The following is a 19488-nucleotide window of genomic DNA, read 5'->3' on the forward strand; positions in this document are numbered from 1 at the left end:
CTAAAAATTTGAGTTTAAGAGATTTTGTCAGAATAGTAAAAAAAGTATTTACACGATTTATTCAACCGATATAGAAAATCCAATTGCTATTTATTTTTTTCTAAAAAATTAATTTTTAAATCTTTGATCAGTTCTGATGGTTCTACTTCAAGAGCGTGAGCAATTTTAAAGAATAAATTCATTGTCATTCCTTGGTTTTTATCAAAGATAAGACGCAAAGCCTTTTCGTCGCAACCAACTTTTTTTGCAAATTGAAGCTTATTCCCATTATGTTTTTCCATAAAGAGAATTCGAATTCTTTCGGTTAGGGTTTCCTTTATTTGATCTAGTTCACTTTGCACTCGACAAATAAAATCAACCCTTGCAAATTAATTCATTTTACAATTCGGAGTTTACTCCGAAAATATTTATATTTGGACAAAATCAATAACAAATGCCCACACTAAATTGGATTGGTAAAGACAAAATCATCAATCACCACCAAGATGTTCCTTATAAGGTGCTCAATCACGAATATGGCTTTTCTGAAAACGAAAAATTGGAAACCCCAATAGCATCCGGAAATCTAATCATTAACGGAGATAACCTTGAAGCGTTAAAATCCTTATTACCCAAATATGAAGGCAAAGTAAACTGCATTTATATAGACCCACCTTACAATACAGGAAACGAAAGTTGGGTTTATAACGACAATGTAAACTCACCACAAATAAAAAAATGGTTAGGAAAAGTTGTAGGTAAGGAGAGCGAAGATTTGACACGACACGACAAATGGCTGTGTATGATGTATCCTAGATTGAAATTATTGCACAAACTATTGGCAAAAGATGGAGCTATTTTTATATCAATTGATGATAATGAACAAGCCAATTTGAAATTGATGATGGATGAGATTTTTGGAAATGGAAATTTCGTTGGAAACATTGCAGTTGTTAATAACTTCAAAGGCAGAAGTGATGATAAATTTATCGCAACAGCCCATGAGAGTTTATTAGTTTTTCATAATGGTAATTTCATCACAAATGGTGTAGAGATTCCAAATGAGTATTCCTCAGAATATAAAGAAAAGGATAATTTAGGAAATTATAGATTACTAGGATTACGAAAAAGAGGTAGTAATTCAAGAGAGATAGATAGACCTAATTTATTTTACCCCATATATTTTGACGAGATTACTAAGGAAATTTTTCTTGATAAGAAAAATGGAACATTTGAAATACTTCCAAAATTATCAAATGGTGAAAACGGAAATTGGAGATGGGGTAAAGAAACTTTTATCAAAAGACTAGCTGAAGTAGAGATAAGAATTGTCAAAAAAAGAAATGAATATGATGTTTTCCAAAAAGACTATTTAGAAAAAGATGGTATCAATAAAAGAGTAAAACCTAAATCATTTTGGCACGGTTCAGAATTTTCTAGCGAGGCAGGCACATTACAATTAAAAAAAATGTTTAAAGAAAAAATTTTTGAAACTCCAAAATCAATTGATTTAATAAAGTATTGTTTACAACAAGCAACAAATCCAAACTCCATAGTCCTCGACAGTTTTGCAGGTTCAGGCACAACAGCCCACGCCGTTTTAAACTTAAACCAACAAGACAATGGTAACAGAAAATTCATTTTAATAGAAATGGAAGATTATGCCGAAACCATTACAGCCGAAAGAGTCAAACGGGTCATAAACGGTTATGCCGATGTAAATGGAACAGGAGGCAATTTTGATTATTATACTTTAGGCGAACCACTTTTTGACGAAAACAACAATCTTAACGAAATAGTTGGTGTAGAAAAAATTAGAGAATACGTTTGGTTTACCGAAACTAGAACCTCAATTAATGAGTTGTCAAGTACTAAACCATTTTTAGGAACTCACAACGACACAAGCTACTATTTTATCTACGACAAAGAAGTTATTACAACATTAGATTATGATTCGTTAGCGGAACATATCAAGGAAAAAGCCGAACGTTACATAGTATATGCAGATATGTGCTTGCTACCCGAAGTGTTTTTAAGAGAAAAAAATATTGAGTTCAAGAAAATCCCAAGAGATATAACGAGGTTTTAGGTAATATGATGGTTTCCCGCAGATCATATAGATTTAGCAGATTATTTTATTAAGTTCTCAATCTGCAAAATTTGCGAAATCAGCGGGAGATAAAATCATAACCCATTTACTTTTCTAAAAATTGATTCTAAAATAACATTAGTATTAAAATTAACAAGTATGCCCAGTTTTAGTCCTGAAAGTTTTAAATATGTTATTAGCTGTTTATGGTGTACAGACCTCAAATCTTCAACAGACTTTAGTTCAATGATAACCAAATCGTTCACTAGCAAATCGATTCTGAATGCGCTATCTAATTTGATTCCCTCAAAAATTACAGGAAGCTCAACTTGGCGTTTTACATCTAAACCCATTTCGGTTAATACATGTGCTAAAGCAATTTCATACACGCTCTCTAATAGCCCAGGTCCTAAAACATTATACACTCTAAAAATAGCACCTCGTATTTTAAATGAAATATCGTTTTCAATCATAATATTAATTTACGTAATTCAAATTAGAGTAAATATAAAAAAAAACTGATTAAAAATTTAATTTTTCACAATAAGCAAAAATATGGAACTAAAAACCTATCAAAAGCAAGTAATAGACGATTTACAAAACTATTTTGACTATTTGCAAAATCATAAGCAAGCCGATGTTGCTTTTAACACCTATTGGCAAGACAAAATTGGACAATACAATCCGTTGTCAGGCGAGGGAATGCGTCCCTATCAAAATACTGTTCCTAATGCAGTACATTTGAGTATAAAAGTCCCAACAGCTGGTGGCAAAACCTTTATTGCTTGCAATGCTTTGAAAACCATTTTTGATGCTATGCCAGATACCAAAACTAAAGCTGTGGTTTGGTTGGTACCGTGGAGTAATTTGCTGGATCAAACTGTGAAAAATCTTTCTAATCCTGAACATCCGTATTGTCAAAAACTAAATTCGCTATTCAATAATAGAATTCAAGTGTATGAAAAACGAGAACTGTTGCAAGGAGCCAATTTTAATGCCTCGACTGTAAAAGAACAATTGAGTATTATGGTAATGAATTTTGCTTCCATAAGAGCCAAAAACAAAGACGATAGAAAAATAAACGAGCAAAATTCTAATTTGGCTAATTTTCAAATTAATGAAATTGATATTTTAGAGGGAACAGAACGCGAAGCGTTAATCAATGTCATTAGAAGTTTAAACCCGATTTTGGTAGTCGATGAAAGCCACAATGCCGAAAGTGATTTGAGTGTAGAAATGTTGAATAATCTCAACCCAAGTTTTATTCTTGATTTAACGGCAACACCAAAACAAAATGCCAATATTGTAAGTTTAGTTTCGGCAATTGAGCTCAAAAAAGAGCATATGGTAAAACTGCCCGTGATTGTTTACAACCATCAAAACATTGAAGGCGTTATAGAAAGTGCGTTGCATTTGCAAAATAAACTAGAAATCGAAGCTAAAATTCTAGAAGCTAACGGCGGAAAATATATTCGCCCAATTGTTTTATTTCAAGCGCAACCCAAAGGAAAAGAAGACAATACAACGTTTGACAAATTAAAAGAACAATTAATTAAAATTGGAATTCCAGACGAGCAAATCAAAATTAAAACTGCCAATAAAGATGAGTTGAAAAATATCGATTTGATGAGTAAAGACTGCTCAGTTCGTTACATTATAACTATCAATGCCTTGAAAGAAGGCTGGGATTGTCCATTTGCTTATATTTTAGCATCGCTGGCTGACAAATCATCAGAAGTTGATGTGACTCAAATTTTAGGTCGAGTTTTGCGACAACCTTATGTAATGAAACACAGCGGAACGATGCTCAATTTGTCTTATGTGATAACTGCTTCAGTAAAATTTCAGAACACTTTGCAAAACATAATTAAAGGCTTGCAACAATCGGGATTTAGCGAAAAAGATTATCGAGAAAAAGATATAATGCCCGAATTTGTAAAAGAAGAAACGAAACAAGAATCGTTAGATAATTTCTTTTTCCCTGAACAAGTTGAAACACCTGCCGAAGTTGAAAATAGCTTTGATGTTACAAAAATATCATACAAACCCGATGAAAGTTTTACAACTACTAATTCAACCGTTTTTGAAATCGAAGAAATGGCTATTGCACAAAACGAACAATTTCAGAAGCAAATTGCCAATGTCGAAAATGTCAATATAACCAATCAAATTTATACGGAAGTTGGTATGAAAGTGAAACAATATAAAATGCGTGAAAGTGTTGCCGAGCAAGCCCAACAAATTGAATTACCCAGATTTGTAATTGAAGTGCCTCGAAGTGATATTTTTGATTTAGGCCAAGGCGATACACAGTTATTAGATAGAGTAAATTTGCTCAAATCATTTAAACTTTCGGATAAAAGCATCGAAATCAATTTCAATAAAGTTTCTGCTGATTTGTATAAAATTGACACCGAAAAAACCACCAATGATGGCTATAAAATGGTATCGGTAAAAATTGAAAACAACGTTCAAGAACAAATTACAGCCTATATCGTTGCCAAACCAAAAGAAAGCCAAATTAAAGATATTGCGTATCAAATTGTAAAAGAAATTGATAAAATGCCCCCGATTTCGGATAATGAAATTAAAAAATATGTGAATCGTATTTTGGAAAATTTGTCAGGAAATGAACTGCTTGATTTTTTACAATACAAGTATTCGTATACCAAATTAATAAAAGACAAAATCAATCAACTAGCAGATATCGAGGCTGAAAAAATATTTTTGGAATGGATTGATATTGATAAAATTACAACTCAAGCTAACTGGAAATTTGAAACAGCAATCATTCCCTCCAAAATAGGAAATGATATCGGGAATTCATTGTACACGCATGAAGGCGATATGAACGGGTTGGAACAACAATTTATTATGGAAATTTCTAATGCTCCCAATATTGCTTTTTGGCATCGAAATTTAGGTAGAGGAAAAGGTTTTTCATTAAATGGATTCAAATCCAATCATTACCCCGATTTTATTTTGGTAACTAAAACCAATAAAGTTATTGTTGTAGAAACTAAAGGATCTGACCGTGATAACTCGGATAGTGCTTCAAAACTTAGACTTGGAAAAGCTTGGGAAAAATGTGCTGGTTCTACAAAATTCAAATACTTTATGATTTTTGATAGAAATGCAATTGATGGTGCTTTTAATTTAGAAGAGGGAATAACTCGAATTAAGCAAATATAAAAATAAAAAAAAGGTCAACTGAAAAATTTCAGTCGACCTTTCTATTTTAAAATCTTTTATATTTTAAAATTTATGCTCCTCTTTACTAATCACCAGTAGTGCAAACAACGAAATACAAGCCGCTATGGTCAGATAAAATCCAACATAAGTCAAACTATAAGTGCTTGCTAACCAAATCGCAATCATAGGTGCAAAAGCAGCTCCCAAAATTCCAGCTAAGTTAAAGGTCAAAGAAGCTCCTGAATACCGAACAGCAGTGGGAAATAATTCAGACAAAAAAGTACCCAACGGACCATACGTAAATCCCATCAAAGCCATTCCTGTGCATAAAAATACAGTAATCATGACCGAACTTCCTGAGTTCAAAAAATAAGAAAATGCAAAACCAAACACCGCAATAGCAGTTGTGGCAATAATCAGCATTTTACGTCGCCCAATTTTATCGGCAACAACCGCCGAAATGGGAATAAACGCTGCAAAAAATAAAACCGAAAACAACTGAATCAATAAGAAATCTCTTTTTGCAAAACCTAAGTCGGAAGTAGCCCAACTCAATGTAAATACAGTCATTAAATAAAAAACTAAAAAGGTAGTCACTGCCGCTAAAGTCCCAAAAATCAATTGGTTTTTATACAATTTAATCAGTGTTATAAAGGGAATCTTCACCTCTTCTTGTTCTTTTTTTGAGTTTTCAAAAGATGGAGTTTCGGTAATTTTAGTTCGGATATAAAAACCAACTACCACCAAAAGCGAACTAGCTATAAACGGAATTCTCCAGCCATAATTCATAAAATCATCATTGCTCAAAGTATCTGTCAATAACAAAAACGTCCCACCAGAAAGCAACAAACCAATAGGCGCTCCTAATTGTGGAAACATGCCGTACCAAGCTCTTTTATTTGGTGGTGCATTTTCAATAGCTAAAAGTACAGCTCCTCCCCACTCGCCTCCTAAACCAACACCTTGCCCAAATCGACACAACATCAATAACAAAGGAGCCGCAACTCCAATACTAGCATAACTAGGCAAAAAACCAATAGCTACAGTCGAAATACCCATAGTCAATAAAGCCGCAACCAAAGTGAATTTACGTCCTATTTTATCTCCATAATGTCCAAAAAACGCGGAACCAAGCGGACGCGATAAAAAAGCAATTGAAAAAGTAGCTAGTGATTGTAAAGTCGCCAAGGTATTATCTGAACTTGGAAAGAATAATTGTGGAAAAACCAATACAGCGGCATTCGCATAAATATAAAAATCAAAAAACTCTATCGTGGTACCTATTAAACTGCCAAAAAGAACATGTTTTACTGAGTTTTTGGCGTTAGGCATTGAATTATCTTTCATAAGATTGTTAAAAATATTTCAATAAAAATGATACTATTTTTCGAAAGTAACAAATAAATAATTCCAATAAATAATGGTAAATTAGCATCTTATAAAACTTTATTATGCCAACCGACTGTATCAGCTATCAGAATTCCGGATATTTTTCTCCTTTGATGAATGATTATTTAGACCAAAAAACCAATTTATCATCCTTATATAACAGATTTCCAACACTTGAAAGCTTTGAAGCTCAAATTCTTGAAAAGCAAAATAACTTTGATAACGCTTCCCGAGAAACGCTGGTTACTGTTTTACAAAAAGAATATTTAAAAGTTGAAACTTCCGCAATAACGGGGCAAAATATTAAGGATTTAGCACTTCAAAATACATTCACCGTAACCACCGGACATCAATTAAACTTATTCAGCGGACCGCTTTATTTCTTGTACAAAATCATTTCGACTATTAATTTAACAACCAAATTAAAAGCGAAATATCCAACGTATAACTTCGTACCCATTTACTGGATGGCAACCGAAGATCATGATTTTGAAGAAATCAATTATTTCAATTTTAAAGGAAAGAAATTCCGTTGGAATAAAGAAAGCACAGGTCCCGTTGGAAGATTGTCTACTGATGGTTTAGCTGATTTCCTAGAAGTTTATAAACTGGAGTTGGGTTCCAGTACAAATGCCGAAACGTTAAAAAAATTGTTTGAAGATTCTTATCTTGTGCACAACAACCTAGCCGATGCAACACGTTTTTTGGCAAATGCACTTTTTGGCGCGTATGGATTAGTCATTTTGGATGCTGATAATGCCGATTTAAAACGCCATTTCATTCCATTTGTAAAAGAAGAATTACTACACCAATCCTCCCACAAATTAGTTTTAGAAACTGCCGAAAAATTAAAAGAATATACGATTCAAGTTAATCCCCGTGACATAAATTTGTTTTACATCGAGGATACTGTTCGTGAGCGTATTCTTTTTGAAGAAGAGAAATACAAAGTAAATCATACAAAAATTGAGTTTTCTGAAACAGAAATTCTAGCATTATTAGAAAATCATCCAGAAAAATTCAGTCCTAACGTCATTATGCGTCCATTGTATCAGGAAGTGATTCTTCCTAATTTATGCTATATCGGCGGAGGCGGAGAAATTGCCTATTGGTTGGAATTAAAATCCTTTTTTGCTGCTGCAAAAGTAACATTCCCAATACTTTTATTGAGAAACTCTGTCCTATTGGCAACTGAAAAGCAAGCTAAAAAAGTAGACAAATTAGAATTGAATTGGGGAAATTTATTTTCGAAACAGGCCCATTTAGTAACTACTAAAACCAAAGAATTATCAGATTTCCCAATCGATTTAGCCGATTTGAAAACACAATTGCAAAAACAATTCAGTATTCTTTATGATATAGCGAACAAAACGGACGAATCTTTCCTTGGAGCTGTAAAAGCGCAAGAAAAAAAACAAATCAAAGGTTTAGACAATTTAGAAAAACGTTTGCTAAAAGCTCAAAAAAGAAAATTAAATGACGTGTTAGAACGCATTACCAACTTACAAAGCGAGCTGTTCCCTAACCAAAGTTTACAAGAACGCCAAACTAACTTTTCGGAATTTTATTTGGAATTCGGCGAAAATCTCATTCCGGCCTTGGTTCAACAACTCAAACCATTGGACAATCAATTTGATATTATTGTACTTTAATCAGATAACCGTTATTTGAATGCCGAATTTGTAAAAATAATCAATAAAAAAATACTATTTTTGCACAAAATTTAAAAAATAAAAAGATGGCTACAAATAGAACATTTACAATGATTAAGCCTGATGCTGTTGCTAACGGACACATCGGAAACATACTTGCAATGATTACTACTGCAGGTTTCAAAATCGTTTCTTTGAAATTAACACAATTAACTGTTGCTGATGCTCAAGCTTTTTACGAAGTACACGCTGCAAGACCTTTCTATGGTGAATTAGTTGAATTCATGTCAAGAGGACCAATTGTTGCTGCTATTTTAGAAAAAGACAATGCAGTTGAAGATTTCAGAACTTTAATTGGTGCTACAAATCCTGCTGAAGCTGCTGAAGGAACTATCCGTAAAGCATACGCAACTTCTATTGGTGAAAATGCAGTTCACGGTTCTGATAGCGATGAAAATGCAGCTATCGAAGGTGCTTTTCATTTTGCTGGAAGAGAGCAATTTTAATTTCAGATTTCAGATTGCTGATCTGATATTTCAGATTTAATAGAAAATTCCCGTTTCCAATAGAAACGGGAATTTTTATATTTAGTGTAATCTGAAATCAAAAATCGTTAATCAGTAATCTAAATTCATTATCTCAAAACCACATCCTTCACCACGTCACGTCGTAGTTCCTCATTAATCATCGCCACAATTTTAGATTTCCCATGACTTAATTCTTCCCGCAAAACAGACGAAGTCAACTCAACATACAACGTACTCCCTTTCAAAACCACATTGTTCGTATAACTGTTCACACCATTACCCATCAAGTTTTTCCAAGCATCTTTCACGTCAATTTGGTCCATTCCGGGTTGCAGTTTATTCACCTGGATAATTTGTTTCAAAACATCCCCTATAGTACTTTGATTATTTAGTCGTTTTGCCATCGCCCAGTAAATTTATTGATGTTGCTTTTTTGTAATGATATTCAACTTTTTCCTTGTTCAACAGCACTAATTCTTCCGCTGAAACAGCAATTAATTCCTCACTCCACTTCATATAAGGCGTAGAATAGTCTAAGAATACTTTGTCATCCGCAAATCGAACGGTTACGTTTTCATACGTATCGTTCACCACAAACGTACCGTCTAATTGCGGCATCACTTTCTTCCGAATCCCTATATTATTCTTTATTTCGAAATAATCATACACCTCATTCATCCCGTATTCTTTGTCCTTTATGGAATCAAAAACTACCTTCTCCACTTCCCAATATCCATTTATTTTTGAAATATCTTCTGGCTTTACCTTTTGCTGACAAGCCACAAAAAGAAATGCCAAAAATAGAATGCTAACTGTTTTTTTCATAATACTAATTTTTTTTAGGAGCTGTTTCCTGCTTTACGCTTCAATCTTTTTATCCGCTGAAAAAGCGGCTAAAAAGGATTTACGCTGCAATCAGGGCTAGGGAATTTGTGATTAATCGCGTTTATTCTAGATACAAAGTTACTCTTATTAACTTCAAAGAAAACAAAAATTTCAGAAACACTTTAAACTATTTTCTATATTTTTGGTGGTAAAGGAATTAGAACTAAATCAGTAGCAAGATGTCAAAAATAATCTACAGTCTCTTCATTGTATTATTGTGCAGCAGCTGCAGTACTGAAACCACGGAACCAATTCCTACTCCACCAACAACTGAAAACCTTTATTTCCCACCTTTAACTGGCACCACTTGGGAAACAAAATCAATTGCAAGTTTAGGTTGGAAACAAACCGCTGTGCAACCGCTACTAGATTATTTAGAACTCAAAAAGTCTAAATCTTTCATCATTCTTGTCAACGGAAGAATCGTAATGGAAAATTATTTTAACGGTCATGATGCCAATGCTTTTTGGTATTGGGCAAGCGCCGGAAAAACACTAACCTCAACTGTAACAGGAATAGCACAACAAGAAAACCTCATCAACATCAATACTAAAGTTTCACAATACATAGGAACCGGTTGGACGAGTTTGCCTTTAGCCAAAGAAAATTTGATTACAAGCAAACACCTACTCAACATGACTTCCGGATTAGATGACAGTACAGATGATGTTGATCCAGCAAGTCTAAAATACAAAGCCGATGCAGGAACGCGTTGGGCGTATCATAATGTATATGTGAAATTACAAGATGTGATCGCACAAGCCAGCGGACAAACTTGGAATACCTATTTCAATACCAAATTGAAAGATAAGATAGGAATGGATGGCGCCTGGTTTCAATTAGGCAACAATTCCGTTTATGGAAGTAATTCACGTTCCATGGCGCGTTTTGGACTTTTAATCTACAACAAAGGAAAATGGGAAAGTAACACGATAGTGAATGAAAACTTTTTAAAGGAAGCTACAAATACTTCACAAACAATCAATCTAGGATACGGCTATTTATGGTGGTTGAATGGAAAATCAAGTTATCATTTACCACAAAGCCAACTGCAGTTTAATGGAAGCCTAATACCAACAGCACCAGCCGATATGTACATGGGATTGGGTAAAAATGATCAAAAAATATATGTAGTTCCAAGCAAGAAAATGGTCGTTATCAGAATGGGAGATGTTGCAAATCCAGATAATCCAACTTTTGCTTTATCCGATTTTGATGCCGTTTTATGGCAAAAAATAAGTGCTTTGTATCAATAAAATTACTTGGTTTTCAAACGTCTCATAAAACCCAAAACAAAGAAAACCAAACCTATTATCAACAAGAAATAATAAAAACCAAGACTTTTATCTCGGACAAGGTTTGCCAATATAAAAGAAATGACACTCACTAAATAAAGATACATGGGAGGTGTATTTTTTAAAGAAGAAAAATCCATCCTAATTATTATTTAAAAAAACTATCTACAAACTCATACTTATTAAACACCTGAAGATCCTCAATTCCTTCTCCAACACCAATATATTTTACTGGAATTTTAAATTGATCTGAGATTCCTATAACAACCCCACCTTTGGCAGTTCCGTCTAATTTTGTAACAGCTAAACAAGTAACCTCAGTAGCTGCTGTAAATTGTTTCGCTTGTTCAAAAGCATTCTGACCAGTTGATCCATCCAAAACTAATAACACATCGTGTGGTGCATCACCAACGACTTTTTGCATTACTCGTTTTACTTTGGTCAACTCGTTCATTAAGTTAATCTTATTATGCAATCGACCTGCCGTATCAATAATAACGATATCCGCATTTTGAGCAACAGCAGATTGTAAGGTATCAAAAGCTACCGAAGCCGGATCACTTCCCATATCTTGACGTACAATAGGAACACCTACACGATCCGCCCATATTTGCAACTGATCGATGGCAGCAGCCCGAAAAGTATCGGCAGCACCCAAAACAACATTATAACCTTGTTTTTTAAACTGGTACGCTAACTTCCCAATAGTAGTTGTTTTTCCAACACCATTAACTCCAACCACCATTAAAACATACGGTTTCGTCTGAATTGGAATTACAAATTCAGTACCCTCACCAGAATTGGTCTCTGATAATAAAGCAGCAATCTCTTCTCTAAGAATTTGATTAAGCTCCTCTACACCAAGATATTTATCTGAAGCAACACGATTTTCGATTCTAGTGATTATTTTTAATGTGGTATTTACACCAACATCCGAGGCAACAAGGATTTCCTCTAAATTATCTAAAACTTCATCATCCACTTTTGACTTCCCGGCTACCGCTTTAGTTAGCTTCGAAAAGAAATTTGTTTTTGATTTTTCAAGACCTTTATCTAATGTTTGCTTTGCCTCTTCGCTAAAGCTCGGGTCTTTTTTCTCTGATGAAAATATTCTTTTGAAAAAACTCATTGTATAAATAGTATTAAGAATGAAGTATTTAAGTCCAAAGAACCAATACGTTTTCTAATGGTAAATATAGAAAATAAAAAAGCTACTTCCGAATGAAAGTAGCTTTTCTATATAATGCTCATTGAATATTATTTCTTTTTCAAGAATTCATCAACTGATTCTGGTGTCATTATAGATTCTACGAATGTATATGCACCTGTTTTAGGAGATTTCACCATTTTGATGGCTTTTGATAATCTCTTAGAAGCTGTCTGTAAGGTTGCTACTGTTTTCTTTGCCATGACTAATAATTATTTAATTTCTTTATGAACAGTTACACGTTTCAAGATTGGATTAAATTTTTTAATCTCTAATCTGTCTGGAGTATTTTTTTTGTTCTTTGTTGTTATGTATCTTGAAGTCCCTGCAACACCTGATGTTTTGTGTTCAGTACATTCTAAAATTACCTGGATTCTATTACCTTTCTTTGCCATCTTGCTATTTTTTTATTTTGGAAGGGATTATTTAATAAATCCTTCTGCCTTCGCTTTTTTCAAAACTGCAGCGATTCCATTTTTATTAATTGTTTTTATCGTAGATGCTGCTACTCTAAGAGTAATCCATCTATCTTCTTCTGGAAGATAAAAACGCTTTTTAACTAAGTTCACAGAAAATTTTCTCTTAGTTTTGTTCATAGCGTGAGAAACGTTATTTCCTACCATCGCTCTTTTACCTGTAAGGTCACAAACTCTTGACATTATACTTATCTTTTATCGTTATTCAAAATCAGGGTGCAAAGAAAAGAAAAATAAACCTATTAACCAACATTATTAACGCACATTTTTCAAAATTTCTTTCTGCAACAGCTCTAAACTTTTAATTACTGCTCTATCTATCACTTTTTCACGGGGTTGACCAAAATTAAATTCTTCAACAATTATTTCGCTTGGCGTAGCCAATGCAATAAAAACAGTCCCAATTTCAGCATTAGAGTCCCCTTTTGATGGCCCTGCGTTTCCCGTTGTCGCAATTGCATAATCAGTTTTCATCATCTTTTTAACACTCATAGCCATCGCCGAAACTACTTCCTTACTCACCACAGAATATTCCTTTATGAGACTTTCCGGTATGCCTAAAACATCAATTTTAACCTCCGTTCCGTAGGAAACTACACTCCCTTTAAAATAACTTGAAGCACCAGCAATAGCGGTCAAAACCTGTGCGATTTTACCTCCAGTACAACTTTCAGCTGTTGATAACGTTTTATTTTGTTTTACCAGCATTTTACCCACTACAACCTCTATCGTCTCATCATCGTCAAAACCCACGATAATATCATTGATTAAAAGATCCAGCGACTTTACATTTTCAGCTAGAGCAGCTTCTAATTTTTCTTTGTTAGTCCCCCGTGCCGAAAGTCGCAAACGAACTCTTCCAGGTGCAGGCAAATAGGCCAATTTAATATATTCCGGAAGATTATTTTCCCAATCCTCAATTCGTTCGGCTACTAAACTTTCGCCTTGACCGTAAGTCAGAATAGTTTTATGAATAATATAGGGACGCTCGTATTCCCGAACTACTTTTGGTATAATTTCATGTTCTACTATATATTTCATTTCATAAGGAACTCCTGGTAGCGAAATAAAAACGGTATTTTCCTTTTTCATCCACATTCCTGGCGCTGTACCCACTTTATTGTGCAATACCGTACATTTTGAAGGAACAAGTGCCTGATCTTTATTAATTTGCGATGCTGTTCTGTTCAGCACTCGTTGAATAAGCTCAACTACATGATTTTCTACAGCTTTATCAACAATTAATTCATCTTCAAAATAATCACAAAATGTTTTCTTTGTGACATCATCTTTAGTAGGTCCCAAACCACCCGTGATAATGACTAAATCTACTTTGTTTTGAAGTCCAGCAAACGTATCTAAAATATGCGTTTTATCATCACTTATCGAAATAATTTCATTGATCTCTACGCCAATTTTATCTAACGATTTGGCTATAAAGCCAGAATTAGTATCTACAATTTGGCCTATTAAAATTTCGTCACCAATGGTAACTATGGTTGCTTTCATTTTTCTAATGCTATTTATTTTATACCGTTGTAATCAAAAAGAGAAACATACTATAGTTAGCACATTTCTCTTTTTCTTAAGGAAGTAGTTTACCTGATTTTATTTTTATTAGAGCCCTTTTAAATTTATTCAAAGCGAAAATCTTCTCTCATCTAATTATTAAAACAAGACTAGAATAATCGCAACGAGTAGCCCAACATGCTTTTTCAGTGAATCAAGACGTAATATTACAAATCGAAATCTTTTTTGATCTCTTTGATAGCGTCGTTCACTTGATTTTTCACACTCTTAAAAGTTTCTTTGATGTCTTTCTTTTTCCCTTCGACTTTGGTCCATGCTTCGATTTGAAGAATCTCTTCAAAAGCCACGTTCAAACCCATTAAATCGAGCGTTGGTTTTATCTTGTGCGCATAAGCATAAGCATGCTTGTGGTCTTTCTTTTTTATTCCTTCTTTGATTTGCAGCAAATCTTCTGGAACTTCAGTAACAAACAAAGTTAGAATTTCGTTTACAAATTCTGGATCGTTGTCTGAAAGTGCGTACACTTTTGAAAGGTTGTAATTTATAGCCATTATTTTACTTGTATTCTAAATAGTTGTTGTCCCTCTAAAAATCCTTCTAGTACATCATCGGGTTTTACTGCTGCAACCCCTTCCGGAGTTCCTGTAAAGATAATGTCACCAATTTTTAACGTAAAAAACTGCGAAACATAAGAAATAAGCTCGTCAATTTTCCACAACATAAGACCGGAATTACTCATTTGCACGGTTTTATTATTATTGGTTAATTCAAAAGTAATATTTTCTAATGAACTAAATTGACTTTTAGGCAAAAATTCACCTATAACTGCCGAACCGTCAAATGCTTTGGCTTTCTCCCAAGGCAATCCTTTAGCCTTTAACTTATCTTGCAAATCGCGAGCGGTAAAATCAATTCCGACACTAATTTCGTCATAATATTTATGAGCAAACTTAGGTTCGATGTATTTACCGACTTTACTAATTTTGACTATAATTTCAATTTCATGATGCACCTCTTCTGAAAATTCAGGAATCACAAATGGATGCTGCTTCAACAAAACAGCCGAATCCGGCTTCATAAAAACCACGGGCTCCGTAGGTCTTTCGTTATGCAATTCTTCGATATGATTGGTATAATTTCTACCTATGCAAATAATTTTCATTTCGTGCTTTATTAAATAATGGTGGATTTCAAAATTAGCTAAATTTATTATTCAGTTTTCGAAGTTTGATAGCAGTCAATACTTTTTTAGTATACAAAGGAAAATCAGCATTTTGAATCCAACTAAAATAACCAGGTTCTGTTTCCAGAATTTTATCCACTTTGATTCCTTTATGCTTTCCAAAAGCAAAAATCTCTTCATTATCTTTATCAAAAGCAATCATTCCTGCAAAATCAGCAATCTTCTTTCTTGTCGAAAATTCCGAAAGTAGTTTCATGTCATTTTCCAATTCAGGATAGCGATCCAATTGCGCTTTCAGGATTTCATAGGTTGCCATAGTATCCGCCTCCGCAGAATGCGCATTTTCCAATCCTTTATCACAATAAAATTTTAAAGCTGCAGATAACGTTCGTTCTTCCATTTTATGAAAAATAGTCTGAACATCTACTGATACTTTTCCCTTCATGTCAAAATCTACTCCAGCACGCAATAATTCTTCCGCCAACAACGGAATATCAAACCGATCCGAATTAAATCCAGCCAAATCACTGTCTTTTATCATATTGTAAACTTGCACAGCCAACTCATTAAAAGTAGGTTCATTAGCCACTTTTTCGTCGGTAATTCCATGAACGGCTGTGGTTTGCGCGGGAATTGGAATCGTTGGATTCACTAACCATGTTTTACTTTCTTTATTTCCGTTTGGAAAAACTTTGAATATTGAGATTTCTACAATTCTATCTTTTCCGATATCTATTCCAGTTGTTTCAAGATCGAAAAAGCAAATTGGTTTATTGAGTTTGAGTTCCATTTTTAATTTTTGTGTGATTACAAATATAGAAATTTGGGATTAATTTTGTTTCACCTTTGACCTTTAAAGTTCTAAAAAACATGACAAAAACAAAAAACCCGACCAATTTATAAAAACAAGTCGGGTCTAAAATACTATTATCTATTTTTAAATATCTCTGTTGACGTCAAAAGCTTCTAAATATTCAGCTACGCGTTTTACAAAACTACCTCCTAATGCACCATCTACAACACGATGATCGTAACTGTGCGATAAGAACATTTTTTGGCGAATGCCTATGAAATCACCTTCCGGAGTTTCAATAACTGCTGGCATTTTACGAATAGCTCCCAATGCTAAAATTCCCACTTGTGGTTGATTTAAAATTGGTGTACCAAAAACACTTCCAAAAGTACCTACGTTCGTTACTGTATAAGTACCCCCTTGCGTATCATCTGGTTTTAGTTTTCCAGCTTTAGCACGACCTCCTAAATCGTTTACGGCTTTTGCCATTCCTACAAGGTTCAATTGATCTGCATTTTTAATAACAGGAACAATTAAGTTTCCGTTAGGCAGTGAGGCAGCCATTCCAAGGTTGATGTTTTTCTTTTTGATAATGAAATCACCATCTACAGAAATATTCATTCCCGGAAAATCTTTCAGTGCTTTTGCAACTGCTTCCATGAAAATAGGAGTATACGTCAACTTCTCCCCTTCTCTTTTTTCAAAAGCATTTTTATTTTTTTCTCTCCATCTCACAATGTTCGTTACATCCACTTCAATAAAGGATTGTACGTGCGCAGATGTTTGTACGGAAGCCACCATATAACCCGCAATTAACTTGCGCATTCTATCCATCTCAATGATTTCGTCTCCACCACTTACTGATACTGGAGCCGCTTTTTGCGCAACTGGAGCCGAAACTATTTTTTGAACTGCCACAACCGGAGTCATCACAGCTGGCTGATTCGATCTGTTTTTTACGTAATCTAAAATATCATTTTTAGTTACTCTTCCTTCTTTTCCAGTTCCTGAAATTGCTTCTAACTCTGCAACAGAAACCCCTTCTTCTTTGGCGATATTTTTCACTAAAGGCGACAAGAATTTTTCAGAATCAGAAAAGTCAACTGGAGCGGCAACACTTTCTTTAGCAGCATCAACAGTTTTTGCAACTTCAGCTACGACTGCAGCAGGTACCGCTTCTTTAACGATTGGTACCAAGTCACCGCCTTCGGTTTCGATTATCGCAATAGTCTGACCTACTTGAACCAGATCATCTTTTCCAAACAATTGTTCGACTAAGATTCCCGAAACTTCGCTTGGCACTTCACTGTCTACTTTATCAGTAGCAATTTCAAGTACTGCTTCATCGGCTTCTACTTTGTCTCCAACTTGTTTCAACCAATTTGTAATGGTTGCTTCTGCAACGCTTTCTCCCATTTTAGGAAGTTTTAATTCAAATCTTGCCATATTGTTAACCTAAAAGGTAATTTTGATTTTCAGTTTGCGAAATTACTAAATATTTCAATTATAAATTACATTAAATGCAATTTTTTACTCGATTTTAATAACCTCACCTCTTTCGCTACTATTGTTACTTCCTATTAAAAAATTAGCTTTTTTTGGTATAATTTTAAACGTAAAGCCTGTATTCTTTAAAGATTCAAGAATAGCGATGCTTTCTTTAAATGAAAGGAATTCGTTATCCAGAATAATTTCCACTCGGTCTTTATTTTTAATAGAAGACGAATTTACCATTTTTTCTGTTTTTAAATCGTGAAACGACACTTTTTTTTGCAATACAACGCGGAGCTTATCTGCTAATTTTTCGTTAGATGAAAATAAAAGATAGGAGTTTGGACTGCTTTTTACTTTGGATTTCCCTTGAAACATTTTTACAAAAGAAAAAAATACAATTCCCATTTTCATAAAAACAGAAAAAAATGCGGAGCTGAAACCATCGGAACTAAAATGCTTTTTATAAAAGAAGTTCATGGCCTCTTGAAAACGTTTCATATAAGTCCCATCCTTGATTGTACTTTCGCCTTTGTAGTGAACAACAGTCGTTTCATGGAAATAATAATTGAATTTCCCTTTTTTAGAAATCATGTAGGACAAATCAATATCATCGGAATACATGAAACAATTTTCATCGAATCCACCTACTTCACAATACAACTTTCTTTTCATCAGCATAAAAGCACCCACCAAAATTGCAACTTTTCCAGTTTGATCTTGGTTTAAATGCTGCGCATAATAACTCCCAAAAAGTGGTGATTTAGTAAACAATCGATACAATCCAGTGATTTTGGTAAAAGCCACCCAAGGCGTTGGAACACCCCGCTTACTTTCACGCAGAAAATTGCCAGTTCCATCAATCAGTTTACAACCTATAATTCCTAAATTAGATTGTTTATTGGCAAAAGCCAAGACTTTTACAAACGTGTCTTCGGCAACAACGGTGTCAGGATTGAGAATGCAAATATATTTCCCACACGCTTCAGCAACAGCGCTATTATTTGCTTTCGAGAAACCTACATTCTCCTTGTTTTGAATGAGTTTTATGTTTGGGAAGCGTTGCCTCATCATTTGACAACTATCATCCTGCGAATTATTATCGATGACAATAATCTCGCCATCAATGTCTTCTAATGCACTTTGAACGCTTAAAACACATTGTTCGAGAAAATAGCGAACGTTATAATTAAGGATAATAACTGATAATTGCATTTTCAAAGATAGATTTTAAGATGTAAAGCCACAATAATTCCAAAAAAAATACACGCTTTCTATCTATCGTCCAAAATCATCTTGCAAACGAACAATATCATCCTCATCTGAAGGATTTTCAGCATCAGTGTGTTGCCAAATTTCAGCTACAATTCCCCAAGAATCTAAACCTATTAAACGGTGTCGTTCGCCTTTTTCCATTTGGATAAAATTTCCTGGTATCAGTTGCTGAATCTTACCTTCTTCATCAGTCAAACTGGTTTTCACCCCTACAACTCCTGAAACTATCTTCCACAGTTCTGCCCTGCGAAAGTGATATTGCCAAGACAACCGTTTGTGAGGCGCAACTACCAGAATCTTTGGACTTAACTTATTGGTGATTTTAATTGTTTTCAGATCAAGATGCGGAAAAAAAATAGCGGCAAATTCAGGAGCTTGACCTTCATCAATAACAAAAAAACCTCCCCAAGGTCTTGTATCATCTTGTTTTTCAATCGTAAAGTTTTCCTTTTTTAAAGCTGCTACCAGTTGTTCAAAAACAGCTTTTTTTTCTAAAGTATCCGGGATATTAAGATTCATTTTTAG

General features: G+C 34.1%; 21 protein-coding genes. 5 read left to right on the forward strand and 16 right to left on the reverse strand.

The annotated features are described in order from the left end of the window. Positions 1-86 precede the first annotated feature (86 nt). Positions 87-281 (reverse strand): hypothetical protein, encoded by a 195-nt coding sequence (locus E0F91_RS00805; protein ID WP_132064483.1) that lies wholly within the window; start codon positions 279-281, stop codon positions 87-89. Positions 282-433: 152 nt separating this feature from the next. On the opposite strand from E0F91_RS00805, the gene E0F91_RS00810 reads away from it, so the two are divergent. Further along, positions 434-2068 (forward strand): site-specific DNA-methyltransferase, encoded by a 1635-nt coding sequence (locus E0F91_RS00810; RefSeq protein ID WP_132064484.1) that lies wholly within the window; start codon positions 434-436, stop codon positions 2066-2068. Between the two features lie 95 nt (positions 2069-2163). Here the strand turns inward: E0F91_RS00810 and E0F91_RS00815 are convergent, their stop codons facing one another. Then, the gene (locus E0F91_RS00815) at positions 2164-2541 is read right to left on the reverse strand and encodes a GxxExxY protein (protein ID WP_132064485.1); all 378 of its coding nucleotides are present in this window, start codon (positions 2539-2541) and stop codon (positions 2164-2166) included. Positions 2542-2623: 82 nt separating this feature from the next. Here E0F91_RS00815 and E0F91_RS00820 point away from each other — a divergent pair, with 82 nt between their 5' ends. Next, entirely contained in the window at positions 2624-5260 is a 2637-nt protein-coding gene (locus E0F91_RS00820; RefSeq protein ID WP_132064486.1) for a DEAD/DEAH box helicase, read from the forward strand. 63 nt (positions 5261-5323) lie between these two features. Here E0F91_RS00820 and E0F91_RS00825 read toward each other — a convergent pair whose 3' ends face one another. Continuing rightward, entirely contained in the window at positions 5324-6607 is a 1284-nt protein-coding gene (locus E0F91_RS00825; RefSeq protein ID WP_132064487.1) for an MFS transporter, read from the reverse strand. Between the two features lie 104 nt (positions 6608-6711). Between E0F91_RS00825 and bshC the strand changes: the two genes are divergently transcribed. Both bshC and E0F91_RS00835 read left to right on the forward strand, forming a co-directional pair. Beyond that, a complete protein-coding gene (gene bshC, locus E0F91_RS00830; protein ID WP_132064488.1) occupies positions 6712-8301 on the forward strand; it encodes a bacillithiol biosynthesis cysteine-adding enzyme BshC in 1590 nt (529 codons plus the stop codon). An 86-nt stretch (positions 8302-8387) separates the two neighbouring features. Further along, a complete protein-coding gene (locus E0F91_RS00835; protein WP_039109514.1) occupies positions 8388-8807 on the forward strand; it encodes a nucleoside-diphosphate kinase in 420 nt (139 codons plus the stop codon). 128 nt (positions 8808-8935) lie between these two features. Here E0F91_RS00835 and E0F91_RS00840 read toward each other — a convergent pair whose 3' ends face one another. Then, entirely contained in the window at positions 8936-9232 is a 297-nt protein-coding gene (locus tag E0F91_RS00840) for a DciA family protein (protein WP_073355171.1), read from the reverse strand. Then, positions 9213-9653 (reverse strand): hypothetical protein, encoded by a 441-nt coding sequence (locus E0F91_RS00845; RefSeq protein ID WP_132064489.1) that lies wholly within the window; start codon positions 9651-9653, stop codon positions 9213-9215. Before E0F91_RS00845 ends, E0F91_RS00840 begins: the two co-directional genes overlap by 20 nt. Positions 9654-9892: 239 nt before the next feature. Between E0F91_RS00845 and E0F91_RS00850 the strand changes: the two genes are divergently transcribed. Beyond that, the gene (locus E0F91_RS00850) at positions 9893-10969 is read left to right on the forward strand and encodes a serine hydrolase domain-containing protein (protein WP_132064490.1); all 1077 of its coding nucleotides are present in this window, start codon (positions 9893-9895) and stop codon (positions 10967-10969) included. A gap of 187 nt (positions 10970-11156) precedes the next feature. On the opposite strand, the gene ftsY is transcribed toward E0F91_RS00850, so the two are convergent. From ftsY to E0F91_RS00905, 11 genes are all read right to left on the reverse strand, one after another. Beyond that, positions 11157-12137 carry a signal recognition particle-docking protein FtsY gene (gene ftsY, locus E0F91_RS00855; protein WP_132064491.1) on the reverse strand — a complete coding sequence of 327 codons (981 nt, stop codon included), beginning with the start codon at positions 12135-12137 and terminating at the stop codon, positions 11157-11159. Between the two features lie 128 nt (positions 12138-12265). Next, entirely contained in the window at positions 12266-12418 is a 153-nt protein-coding gene (locus E0F91_RS00860; RefSeq protein WP_072675716.1) for a DUF4295 domain-containing protein, read from the reverse strand. A gap of 9 nt (positions 12419-12427) precedes the next feature. Next, a complete protein-coding gene (gene rpmG / locus E0F91_RS00865) occupies positions 12428-12610 on the reverse strand; it encodes a 50S ribosomal protein L33 (protein WP_017495179.1) in 183 nt (60 codons plus the stop codon). A 27-nt stretch (positions 12611-12637) separates the two neighbouring features. Further along, complete coding sequence (gene rpmB / locus E0F91_RS00870; protein ID WP_073355163.1) at positions 12638-12874, reverse strand: 50S ribosomal protein L28; 237 nt, start codon at positions 12872-12874, stop codon at positions 12638-12640. 72 nt (positions 12875-12946) lie between these two features. Beyond that, positions 12947-14200 carry a CinA family nicotinamide mononucleotide deamidase-related protein gene (locus E0F91_RS00875; protein WP_132064492.1) on the reverse strand — a complete coding sequence of 418 codons (1254 nt, stop codon included), beginning with the start codon at positions 14198-14200 and terminating at the stop codon, positions 12947-12949. Positions 14201-14427: 227 nt separating this feature from the next. Then, positions 14428-14772 carry an Hpt domain-containing protein gene (locus tag E0F91_RS00880; protein WP_132064493.1) on the reverse strand — a complete coding sequence of 115 codons (345 nt, stop codon included), beginning with the start codon at positions 14770-14772 and terminating at the stop codon, positions 14428-14430. Further along, on the reverse strand, positions 14772-15383 hold the full coding sequence (locus E0F91_RS00885; protein WP_132064494.1) for a fumarylacetoacetate hydrolase family protein: 612 nt from the start codon (positions 15381-15383) through the stop codon (positions 14772-14774). Before E0F91_RS00885 ends, E0F91_RS00880 begins: the two co-directional genes overlap by 1 nt. Before the next feature lie 34 nt (positions 15384-15417). Continuing rightward, the gene (locus E0F91_RS00890; protein ID WP_132064495.1) at positions 15418-16194 is read right to left on the reverse strand and encodes a 3'-5' exonuclease; all 777 of its coding nucleotides are present in this window, start codon (positions 16192-16194) and stop codon (positions 15418-15420) included. Positions 16195-16341: 147 nt separating this feature from the next. Further along, entirely contained in the window at positions 16342-17643 is a 1302-nt protein-coding gene (locus E0F91_RS00895; protein WP_132064496.1) for a dihydrolipoamide acetyltransferase family protein, read from the reverse strand. Between the two features lie 84 nt (positions 17644-17727). Next, positions 17728-18903 (reverse strand): glycosyltransferase family 2 protein, encoded by a 1176-nt coding sequence (locus E0F91_RS00900; RefSeq protein ID WP_132064497.1) that lies wholly within the window; start codon positions 18901-18903, stop codon positions 17728-17730. Positions 18904-18966: 63 nt separating this feature from the next. Further along, positions 18967-19482 carry a cupin domain-containing protein gene (locus E0F91_RS00905; RefSeq protein ID WP_132064498.1) on the reverse strand — a complete coding sequence of 172 codons (516 nt, stop codon included), beginning with the start codon at positions 19480-19482 and terminating at the stop codon, positions 18967-18969. Between the last annotated feature and the right edge of the window lie 6 nt (positions 19483-19488).

The sequence above is a fragment of the Flavobacterium sandaracinum genome (assembly GCF_004349135.1).
Lineage (GTDB): Bacteria > Bacteroidota > Bacteroidia > Flavobacteriales > Flavobacteriaceae > Flavobacterium > Flavobacterium sandaracinum.